Here is an 11,878-nt window from a genome sequence, read left to right as displayed (position 1 = left end):
ACACTATCTTAAGAAGAAACCCTTAAACTGAATTAATTTTTACCTTAATAAAAAAGTGCAGTAGTGAGAAATTGCTGCACTTTTTTTATGTCATTTTTTAGGTAATTAAACATAATTGTAAAAATATTTACAGGACTAATTAACGAAAAAAGTATTCAAATTATCATTTTCTTGCCGATAGATAAGTATAGAAGCATTTTTAGCAGTAGGGGAGGACAACCATGAAGAATACAGGAATTCGATTTAAGTTAATTGTATCATTTGTTTGTATGTTATTGATTCCGGGCGTTGTCATTGGGTTTATGACGTATAACAGCTCTTTGAATACATTACAGACGCAGCAAGAGAACCAAGTAGAAGAAATTATCACGATTATGAATCAAACTATTGATAATACATTTACTTTAAAGAGCAGAGATGCAGAAGTATTAGCGGGACAGATTCAAGGTGAATCGGTAGATAACGAATCCGAGGAGATAGCTGCATCTTTTGATCAATATTTTAACCTGCATGATGAGGTAGTATCCGTTTATGCTGGTTCTGAGGACGGAGCATTTATGGAAGCGTCAACGGATGTGATAGAGGGAGAATATGATCCGCGTGAACGTACGTGGTACATAGAAGCAATGGAGAGCACGGGAGAAATTATTATTTCAGAGCCTTATATTTCAGCGGGAGCAGATGGTGACATGGTCGTTACCGTTTCGAAAGCATTAGAGGATGGTTCAGGCGTTGTCGGTATCGATTTATCGATTGATTTTATTCAGGAAGTAGCGTCAGGAATTCAAATTGGTGAAAATGGCTATGCGATGCTATTAGACGAAACGCAGCATTTCATTTATCATCCGACAGTAGATATTGGCAATGAAACAGATGAATCTTTCTATGATCATCTTTATGAATCAAATACTGGCGAATTTGAATATAATTATCAAGACACCGATAAAATTATGGTTTATGGAACTAATGAATTAACAGGATGGAAAATCGCCGGAACGATTGACTATAGTGAAATTCAGTCAGAGGCAGCTTCTGTTTTTAACACATTATTGATTGTATTAGCCGGTGCTATTGTGATTGGGCTGGCTGTGACAGCAGTGATTGTACGTTCCATCGTGAAGCCAATCAAAGAATTGAAAGAAAAAGCGCAAATTATCAGCACAGGTGATTTGACGCAATCAATTGAAGTGAAAACAAAGGATGAAATTGGTGAGCTTAGCATCGCTTTTAATGAAATGCAGGGCAGCTTAAAAGAATTAATTCGTGATGTTGAATTCAACGCTCAGCAGGTTGCTGCATCTGCAGAAGAATTAAATGCGAATGCCGACCAGATGACAAACTCATCTGAACAAGTGTCTCTGGCTATTCAGGAAGTATCCTCCAGCTCGGAAACACAATTGAATGGGACAGAAGACAGTGCGAATTCATTAGAAGAAGTCTCGACAGGGGTCAGCAGAATCGTTGACAGTTCCTCTCACGTAGCAGAATTGGTAAACCAGATGAGCGATCAGGCAGAAATCGGCGGCAAAGCGGTTACGGATACGTTGAATCAAATGACATCGATCCAATCTTCCGTAGATAATACAAATGTCAATATTACCTCGTTAATGGCCCGTTCAAATGAGGTAAGCACGATCCTGAAGGCCATTACGGATATTTCTGAACAGACCAACCTGCTCGCGTTAAATGCAGCGATTGAAGCAGCCCGCGCCGGAGAGCATGGAAAAGGATTTGCTGTTGTTGCAGATGAAGTACGGAAGCTGGCTGAACAATCGAAAACCTCCGCTGGAGAAATTAGTACGATCGTTCAAGGGATTCAGCAGGATGTAAAGGATGCTGTTGAAAAAATGTCCCAAGTAACCGCCAATGTAGATAAAGGTCTGGAAGTGTCCGATGATGCGATGGACAAATTTAAAGGAATTGTCCAATCCAGTACGGATATTAAGCCGCAAATGGAGGAAGTTATGGCCATCTCTGAGCAAATGGCAGCTGCGGTACAAGAAGTTTCTTCCACAGCGAATGACCTGGCTTCAATTGCCAGAAATAATGCGGCATCTTCTCAGGAGGTAGCAGCTTCTACAGAAGAACAGCTTGCCTCCATGGAAGAAATCTCTGCATCTGCCAAATCATTATCTACGATGGCAGAGGATTTAACAGAGAAAATCAATCAATATAAATACTGATAAAGACTAATTTTCATCATGAAGAACTGGACCTTTCTATTCCAAAGCGCTGGAATAAGGTCCGGTTTTTTATTTGCTGTAATGCATTAGATGGATAAAGAATAGTAGGTATTTTGTTTTATTCAATTAACTTTACTCTAGAATCGAAGTAGGGAAACAAGGAAAAATGATTCATTTAACATAAATACAGCCGATAAATAATTAGAAGAATTTAGTAAAAAAAGGAGGCTGGAAAGAATGAAGCAGAAAAAAGAAACAAATGGAGTGAAGCGAAAATTAGTGATATCCTTTTCATCTATCTTAATTATACCGATTGTTCTCATTGGCTTTTTAACGTACAACAGCTCTGTCAATTCCATGCAAGCACAGCAGGAGGAGCAGGTAAATGAAATCATCACCCTGATGGGACAGAACATTGATGAGACGTTCGATCTGAAGGGCCGGGATATTGATGTATTTGCCGAAAATACTAGAGGAGATCAGATAGAAGAGGCAGACGATGAATTGACCCTTATTATGCATCAATATTTACATTTTCATGAAGAAGTAGAAGAAGTTTTCTTTGGTTCAGAGGAAGGCACCTTTTTGATTGATGCGGAAACAGAGGTCCCGGAAGATTTTGATCCGCGTGATCAATCCTGGTACATACATGCAATGGAGAACCCGGGGGAACTGATTATCTCTGATCCGTATCAAACTACAGCGGTCGATGGAGGAATGGTTGTTACGCTTTCCAAAACATTAGCGGATGGTTCCGGTGTTGCGGGTATTGACTTAACAATCGATTTTGTCCAGAATATGGCATCCACTGTTGAAATTGGTGAAAACGGTTACCCGATTTTATTAGATAGAGAAGGAACGGTTATTTTCCATCCTGACAATGAAGTAGGGACACAGCTGGAAGAAGCGTTTACCTCTTCCATATTGGAACAGGAGTCAGGTGTTCTTGAATATGAGCAGGATAATGAAGATAAAATTTTAGTGTACGATTCGAATGACCATACAGGCTGGACACTTGCGGGAAGTATTGATTACAGCGAGGTTAAAAATAATGCAGCTTCCATTATAAAAACACTTATCATCGTGATGATTGTTGCCTTTCTCATTGGTGCAGGGATAAATGCAGTCACGATTCAATCCATCCTCCGTCCGATTAATGGTTTGAAAAGAAGGGCACAGGTGATTAGCACCGGAGATTTGACGGAAGAGATCAAAGTGGCCAAAAACGATGAAATCGGGCAGCTTGGCAATGCATTTAATGACATGCAGCATAGTTTAAGAGAACTAATCAGCGATGTGGAAATGAATGCACAGCAGGTCGCAGCGTCAGCGCAGCAGCTGACTGCAAATGCTGATCAATTAACAAGCTCGTCCGAACAGGTATCGCTCGCTGTTCAGGAAGTATCATCAAGCGCAGAAAATCAGTTAGATGGAACAGAAGACAGTCTTCGTTCGTTAGAAGAAGTGTCAACAGGAGTAGGGAGAATCGTAGAAAGTACGACCAGCGTTTCTGACTATGTAGATCGGATGAATGAGCAGGCGAATGTAGGCGGACAGGCTGTAAGCAACACATTGAATCAAATGACATCCATCCAATCATCGGTAGAAGATACAAATAAGGATATTCATTCTCTGTTAGAACGCTCGAAGGAAGTGAGTACGATTCTCAAAGCGATTACCGATATTTCGGAGCAGACCAATCTGCTCGCATTAAATGCAGCGATTGAAGCAGCACGTGCCGGAGAGCATGGAAAAGGATTTGCTGTGGTCGCAGATGAAGTACGTAAGCTTGCCGAACAATCGAAAACATCTGCTAGTGAAATCAGTGTTATCGTCCAAGGCATCGAAAGGGATGTTCAAAATGCGGTGGAGAAAATGAAACAGGTCACGACCTCTGTAAATGATGGACTTGATGTGTCCTATGACGCGATTGATAAATTTGGCGAAATCATACGGACAGGCGAAACGATTAAACCACAGATGGAAGAAGTGACAGCTACTTCAGAAGAAATGTCTGCTCTTGTGGAACAAGTGACCTCAACGGCAGATGGTTTAGCATCCATTGCCAGAAATAATGCAGCATCCTCAGAAGAAGTAGCAGCTTCTACGGAGGAACAATTAGCATCGATGCAGGAAATTACGGCGGCTGCGAAGTCCTTATCTTCTATGGCAGAGGATTTGACGGAGAAGATAAAGGTTTATAAATATTAAGGGTAGAAAAATCATTTCCCAAAAATGGGAAGTGATTTTTTCGCTTTTTAATTACTCTTTACTGAGATGTTATTAAAAAAATGATGGAGGGGTAGCAATGCCAAATACGGATTGGACCAAATTGAATAGATTACAATTAGGAAGGTATGCTGAATATTTTGCAAAAATGGAGTTCGCTTCATATGGATTAGAGGTTTATACAACAGAAGTGGATGACAGGGGGATAGATTTTGTTGTAAGAGACAATCATGGACGTTTCTGTGAGATACAAGTTAAATCACTTAGAGGGACAGGGTACGTATTTATGCAAAAAAGTAAATTTGACATTACGAATAAAAATCTATATCTGACTCTATTATTATTTCAATCCGGGGAAATGCCAGATGTATTTCTTATACCAAGTGCGGTATGGGAAGCACCTGACAAGATATTCGTTGATAAAAATTATGACAAAGAAGGTCAAAAAAGTGCTCCAGAGTACGGAATTAACATCTCTCGAAAAAATTACTTCCAACTTGAAGGTTACAGATTTGAAGATTCCATTCAAGATTTTCTCAAAAAGAAAGAATAAAAAAAAAGCGGGTATTTGCTCACAATATAAATGGTATGAAATAGAATAAAAGTTATAAAATAGTTAAAAAATATTTAATTCATGAAAAAATAGCCGATAAATAATAGGTATGAAATCTTAGGGAATTATACGGTGTATTTGCAGAAAAAGGAGTGAGGAATGAGTCAATAGATACTGCATGCTTATTTTGTTTCAATAATTGGGAATGCTGGCGGCTTTCGTCGTAAGCATCTCAGAGAATGTTTGACCTGATTGTATAAACAACTGGTTCGATACATTATTGCATAAAAAAATGATATATACATCACCAGAATGAAATATAACAGCGAGGGAGAGTCAGTTGTGAAGAAATTAACCAAACCAAAAGGAATTCGATTTAAATTAGTAGTATCCTTCTTTTTCATGTTATTGATTCCAGGAGTAGCAATTGGAATAATGACCTATTTCAGCTCCATCGATTCATTAGAACATCAGCAAACGGAGCAGGTGAAAGATACCGCTGATCTACTGAACCAGACCGTGGACAACGCCTTGGAATTAAGGATAAGTGATTTGAATACATTTGCTGCGCAATTTAACAGCGGGCAGATAGAGGATGATGAAGAGACCTTAGAACAGGTATTAGGACAATATAAGGAGATGAATGAGGAAGTCTCTGAGGTATATATGGCTTCCAATGACGGCGATTTATTTTATAGACAGCCGGATACAGAACTGCCGGAGGGATTCGATGCAACCGAACGTGATTGGTTTATCAATGCGGTGAATAACCCTGGCGAGGTACAGATTTCAGATCCATTTGAAAGTGCCAGCGAAACAGGAACAGTAATCAGCATCACCAAAACATTGGATGACGGTTCCGGTGTGATGGGAGTAAGTCTCTATATCGATTCTATCCAGCAGCTGGCTTCAGAGGTCTCAATTGGAGAGAATGGCTATGCTGTCATTATTGATCCACAGCAAAAATACGTATACCATCCAACCTTTGAAACAGGGGAAGAAGTGGAAGGCGACGTATTAGGAACGATGTTTGAAGATGCGTCAGGAAGCTATGAATATAGCCATGATAATACATCAAAAATCATGGTGTACCAGACAAATGATTTAACTGGATGGAAGCTGGCAGGAACCATTGATTACGATGAAATCAAAGGAGAGGCAGCATCAACCTTAACGACGATGATAACAATTATTGTCATTACCTTAGTGCTGGGAACAATCATTATTCTATTCTTGATCCGTTCCATCACCCGTCCAATTCAGAGACTGAAGGAAAATGCAAAAGTCATCAGTACCGGTGACCTGACACATTCGATTGAAATAAACACAACGGATGAAATCGGCGAGCTGGGACAAGCTTTTAACGAAATGCAGGAGGGCTTGAAAACGCTGGTTCGTGATGTCGAATATAATGCCCAGCAGGTTGCCGCATCGGCAGAGGAGTTAAATGCGAATGCCGATCAAATGACAAGCTCGTCTGAACAGGTATCCCTAGCCATCCAGGAGGTCTCCTCCAGCTCGGAAACACAGCTGCACGGTACAGAAGAGAGTGCGAATTCGTTAGAAGAAGTATCTACCGGCGTTGGCAGAATCGTTGACAGCTCCACAAAGGTTTCGGATATGGTGACACAAATGAGTACACAGGCAGAAGTTGGAGGAAAAGCAGTCAGCGACACCTTAAATCAAATGACATCGATCCAATCGTCTGTTGATGATACGAACCTGAATATCGCATCCTTATTGGAACGCTCGAAGGAAGTAAGTACGATTTTAAATGCCATCACCGATATTTCGGAGCAGACGAATTTACTGGCGCTTAATGCAGCGATTGAAGCAGCGCGTGCTGGTGAGCATGGGAAAGGATTTGCTGTGGTAGCGGATGAGGTCCGTAAACTAGCAGAGGAATCCAAAACATCTGCAGGAGAAATCAGCTCCATCGTCCATGGTATACAGAACGATGTCCAAAAGGCTGTGGAAAAAATGTCTCAGGTGACAGCTAATGTTAATGATGGTTTAGACGTATCCTATGACGCCATTGATAAATTTGGAGAAATCCTGCGTTCCAGCGGAGATATTAAACCGCAAATGGAAGAGGTCATGGTCATCTCCGAGCAAATGTCTGCAGCAGTTCAACAGGTAACAGCCACTGCCAATGACCTCGCTTCCATTGCCAGAAATAATGCGTCCTCTTCAGAGGAAGTCGCTGCATCTACTGAGGAGCAGCTCGCATCGATGGAAGAAATCTCTGCATCCGCTAAATCACTGTCAACGATGGCAGAGGATTTAACAGGGAAAATTGCAGAATATAAATATTAAGAAAGTTGATAGAAAAAGAAGGATTTCTTATATAAGGGAACCCTTCTTTTTTTTTGCATGATACTTGCACATCCATATTTTTAGCTGTCAAGCTGAATTCATATTCATTTTTGGTGTAGACAAACCCTATCGTTTGTCCACACCAAAAAAATGGAGTACAGCCTTATTCTTTCTATACATACTATCCATTCATATGTTGTCTTAGTAGAACATGGCAATTTGTTTTGCTTTTACAAGAAATACAGCAGTGAACAATTATCAGCCAGTATCGCTATGAGCTATCAGCGTCTTCGTTGAATGGGTATATTTTTACTTATAGGAAAGTTAATTATTTTAGCGATTGTTTTGTGAGGGTGAGTAACTGTAGTTCCCAGAAGTATTTTCTAGCCTGACTAAAATTTTTAAACAATCATATAAGTGCACCGATGTTGATAGGACGAGTAGTGCTTGTCCTAATGAAAGCAATCCTGCGTTAGTTGTTAAGTCGATTTGCTACTTTGTTTTAAAATCTGATCTAATTGGTTCAGTAATTTATCCAGCGATTGTGATATTTTTAATAAATTCGGGTCGTTTGGATTCTTCTCATAAACTGCATACATTTCTTTTCTTTTCGTTTCAATCTGCTTGTTCAATTCATCAATTTCCGACATACTCTCACGCCCTCTCCAATTACCAAATAGAAGTTAATTTGGATATGGCATAAAAAGATATGATAAGGCTTTAAGCAGAATTCTAACAGGAAACGTAAGAAAAATAAAATAAATCAACTGTTCTAATTAATGGGAAGGTAGTATAAATAGTAAGTTTATATTAAAAATATCCTGTATTTTATAAAAAGGCAGAAGATTTTTGCGGCAAAAGAAGCAGAGGAATGAATAAAAAAAGAATTTAAAAAAATTATAAAAAAAGCTTAAACAATTTGTCCCCTTTGCCGATATAAGAAATAGGTCATCAAAGGATGATTCGTTAGGGCCTTAACGATTATTATTTATTTTGATATTGACCTGAATGGTTAATATAAATGAGTTCACAAGGATGTGGCTCAAAAAATTACAATTACATGGAGGTAAGGAATTATGATTATCAATCACAATATTTCCGCAATTAACGCACACCGTCAATTAGGGGTAAACCAAAACGGTGTACAAGGATCTTTAGAAAAACTTTCTTCTGGTCTTCAAATCAACCGTGCAGGGGATGACGCTGCTGGGTTGGCAATTTCTGAGAAAATGCGTGGTCAGATTCGTGGGTTGGAACAGGCATCTGTAAACGCACAAGATGGGATCTCTTTGATTCAGACTGCTGAGGGTGCTTTAAATGAAACACATGACATTTTACAACGCGTGCGTGAACTAGCTGTAAAATCTTCCAACGATACAAATACAGATGAAGACCGTGCTGAAATTCAAAAAGAAGTGACAGCATTATTGGATGAAGTGGACAGAATTGCTGGTCAAACTGAGTTTAATACGCAAAATCTTTTAGGCGGAGAGTTAGAAGTAACCTTCCATATCGGTGCGAATGAAGGACAAAGCATTCAAGTAGCAATCGATGCTATGGATGCAGAGGCATTAGGAATAAGTGATATTGATCTTAGTACACAAGAAGGCGCAGATGCTGCAATTACAACTATTCAAAGTGCAATTGAAACTGTTTCTGGACAACGTTCGGCATTAGGTGCTGTGCAAAATCGTCTTGAACACACAATCAATAATTTAGGTACATCTGCTGAAAACTTAACAGCAGCAGAATCTCGAATTCGTGACGTTGATATGGCAAAAGAAATGATGGAATTCACGAAGAACAACATTCTTTCTCAGGCAGCTCAATCGATGCTTGCGCAAGCAAACCAAGTACCTCAAGGTGTACTTCAATTACTTCAATAAGAAAAGATTATAAAAAAAGATCCCAACTGGGGTCTTTTTTTATTTTATGATGAACTTTATAAAGTAGACTTTTCATCCGATATTATATATAGAACTAACTTGCATGCTGTGTAAATAGTAAAGGAGTTTTCGTATGGAAAAATTAGAAGAAAAACAAATATTTCAACTAAAAAATATTATTGATACATTATTGGAAGCAACCGAGCATTTTTCTAAATTAATCAAAGAAAAAGAACTCCATCAAAGTATATTTATATTCAATTCTATTGTAGAAGGAGCAACCGCAATTGAAAATTTACTTAATAGAGCTGAAATAAAGGTAGACGATATAGAAACAGAGAAAATCAATAAGCCATTATTATTCATTGCACGAGAAATGGAGAAAAACAATTTTTCAAAAGTATCCGAAATAACCCGCTTCTCTTTACAGCCGCAATTAAGAAAATTAAAAAAGGCTTTTCAAGAAAGTAATGGCGATCATTCTAATCAGAAAATAACAATTGGTGTTTATCTTGACCCGAACAATCCAAGAAAAAGCTATCCAGAATCTAGAATTAACGCACTTGTAGTAGAAGCGGAAAAACAAGATGCCAAATTGTTATTTTTTTCTTCGGAAGATGTTAACTTTGAGACAGAAGAAATAAAAGGAGATATGTACATAAATAATTCGTGGGAAAAAGTTTCCCATTCTTTTCCTGATGTTATTCATAATGTTGGAATTACTCCAAGGATAAGACAATCACTAACAGAAAGAAAATTGAGAAGAAAATTACCATTTACAAGTTTTGGTGTGGAGAATAAATTACATCTACCTAAGAAAATGCTGCAGTATTTGACGTTTGCTGATTTATTGGTGCCTTTCAAAATGGTTACAGATGAATCCATTGTAATAGACTTTGTAAATGAGAATGGAAAAGCTGTGTTAAAACCTATTGTAGGGAGAAGAGGATTAGAAATTTACTTTGTTAAAAAATATAAAAATCATTATATTGTTCAAGATGATACAAAGGAGCGCAGATTTAATCAAGCGGAATTAAAAAACTGGATATATGAAATTGCTTTGCGTAAAGGTCGTCATTATATGGTCCAACAATATGTCGAAGCTCGCACTAAAAATGAAGAGCCATTTGATATTCGATCTCATGTTCAAAAAAATGCAGAAGGGAAATGGCAAATCACAAAGATATATCCGCGTATTGGAAATAAAAAGAGTATTTTAAGCAATATTAGCCGCGGTGGTAAAACAGATGATTTAGAGGCTTTTTTAATACATGAATTTGGAGAAAAAGGAAAACAGTATAACAAAGATTTGAAGCAACTATCATTTAATTTAACACAGCATTTAGATAAAATATATGGATTAGTACTTGATGAACTAGGGTTAGATATAACCATTGATAAAACAGGACGTTTCTGGCTGCATGAAGTGAATATGGGACCACAATCTACCTATCATGAGAAAGAACGGGCAGTGAATACTATTGGGTATGCAAAGTATATTGCAGAAAATGGAATTTATTTAACCAATAGCTCGCAGCGGTTAACTAGTAAGGGACAATTTAATGCTAGAAATACCAATTTACCTTGGGCCGAGTTAAGTAAAAAAACAAGTATTGGCATGCTTGTACCGGAACAAGGAGAAAATGAGCTGGCTATTGCATGTGCATATGTAGCCAAATATGAAGATGTTGACTTCTTTTACTTTTCGCCGAAGGATATAGATTATGATGAAATGTTTATCAAAGGATATTTTTATGAAGATAAAGAATGGATTTCGAAAGTAGTAAATTATCCAGATGTCATTTATGACCGTCTCAGATTAAGAGGAGTAAAAGGGCATAATACCATATATGAAGAATTAGAAGGAATTCCTTTTACCAATGAATTTTATGGGAATTCAATCAGTAAGCTGGAGGTTTATGATAAGTTAACGAAAGCTAAATCAGTTGACGATGTAATTATTCCGTATCAAAAGGTTGGTAAAGTAAGAGATATATTTCGTTTTATTGAGAAATATGGGACAGTTATTGTTAAACCAGAAATAGGCTCCTTTGCTAAAGGAGTGCATCTTATTCAAAAAATTGAAATGAATAAATACTTTGTAGTGGATGGAGATAAAGAAACTTATCATAGTGAATTTTCTTTATCAGATTATTTAAGAAGTATGATAAGAAAAGATACGTTTATTGTTCAAAGATATATAGAAACTAGAACGAAAGAAGGAAATCCATTTGATATAAGAGTCCATATGATGAAAGATGGTAACGGTGAATGGTCTTTTACTAATAGTTATCCTAGAATTGGTATTAATTATGCTACCATTTCAAGTACTGGAAACGGGGGCTATATTGGTGGATTAGAGGGATTTTTAAATAGAAATTTCAATGATAATGATTCAAAGTTAAAGCAAAAAATAGAGAAAATATCTTTAAACATTGCTGCTAGTTTTGAAGATTTATATAAGAATGAATTAAGTGAGTTAGCATTGGATTTAGCAATAGAAAAAAATTCTACTGTTTACTTGATTGAAGTTAACGTTAATAAACCAGGAATTATTTATTATGAATTTGAAGTAGCTAAACATGCGATACCTTATAGTGTTTATTTAGCGGAGTTTGAAAAGCAGAAAAGAATGATTGCTATAGATTCAGATATATCAACAGATATTGAGTAAGTAATTTAAAGGTTTAAGCAAGTGTAAGTAGATAATC

General features: G+C 37.5%; 7 protein-coding genes. 6 read left to right on the top strand and 1 reads right to left on the bottom strand.

Going from position 1 to position 11,878, the window contains the following annotated elements; all coding sequences use genetic code 11:
- The first annotated feature begins 221 nt into the window (after positions 1 to 221).
- The 4 genes from MKY45_RS19310 (at position 222) to MKY45_RS19295 (ending at position 7,281) form a co-directional block, all read left to right on the top strand.
- Complete coding sequence (locus tag MKY45_RS19310; protein WP_042529885.1) at positions 222 to 2,183, top strand: methyl-accepting chemotaxis protein; 1,962 nt, start codon at positions 222 to 224, stop codon at positions 2,181 to 2,183.
- Between the two features lie 237 nt (positions 2,184 to 2,420).
- On the top strand, positions 2,421 to 4,394 hold the full coding sequence (locus MKY45_RS19305; RefSeq protein ID WP_341173248.1) for a methyl-accepting chemotaxis protein: 1,974 nt from the start codon (positions 2,421 to 2,423) through the stop codon (positions 4,392 to 4,394).
- A 97-nt stretch (positions 4,395 to 4,491) separates the two neighbouring features.
- Positions 4,492 to 4,965: a DUF4365 domain-containing protein gene (locus MKY45_RS19300; RefSeq protein ID WP_341173247.1), complete on the top strand. Its 474-nt coding sequence runs from the start codon at positions 4,492 to 4,494 to the stop codon at positions 4,963 to 4,965.
- Between the two features lie 342 nt (positions 4,966 to 5,307).
- A complete protein-coding gene (locus tag MKY45_RS19295) occupies positions 5,308 to 7,281 on the top strand; it encodes a methyl-accepting chemotaxis protein (RefSeq protein ID WP_341173246.1) in 1,974 nt (657 codons plus the stop codon).
- 479 nt (positions 7,282 to 7,760) lie between these two features.
- Here the strand turns inward: MKY45_RS19295 and MKY45_RS19290 are convergent, their stop codons facing one another.
- Positions 7,761 to 7,931 (bottom strand): aspartyl-phosphate phosphatase Spo0E family protein, encoded by a 171-nt coding sequence (locus MKY45_RS19290; protein ID WP_084612842.1) that lies wholly within the window; start codon positions 7,929 to 7,931, stop codon positions 7,761 to 7,763.
- 426 nt (positions 7,932 to 8,357) lie between these two features.
- On the opposite strand from MKY45_RS19290, the gene MKY45_RS19285 reads away from it, so the two are divergent.
- Complete coding sequence (locus tag MKY45_RS19285) at positions 8,358 to 9,167, top strand: flagellin N-terminal helical domain-containing protein (protein WP_193064870.1); 810 nt, start codon at positions 8,358 to 8,360, stop codon at positions 9,165 to 9,167.
- A 133-nt stretch (positions 9,168 to 9,300) separates the two neighbouring features.
- Positions 9,301 to 11,841, top strand: a complete 2,541-nt coding sequence (locus tag MKY45_RS19280) for a YheC/YheD family protein (RefSeq protein ID WP_332094419.1) — start codon at positions 9,301 to 9,303, stop codon at positions 11,839 to 11,841.
- Positions 11,842 to 11,878 lie beyond the last annotated feature (37 nt).

It is taken from the genome of Oceanobacillus sp. FSL K6-0251 (genome assembly GCF_038004725.1).
Taxonomy (GTDB): Bacteria; Bacillota; Bacilli; order Bacillales; family Amphibacillaceae; genus Oceanobacillus; species Oceanobacillus oncorhynchi.
The sequence above is the reverse complement of the archived record's forward strand: the minus strand, read 5'-3'. Positions and strand labels throughout refer to the sequence as shown.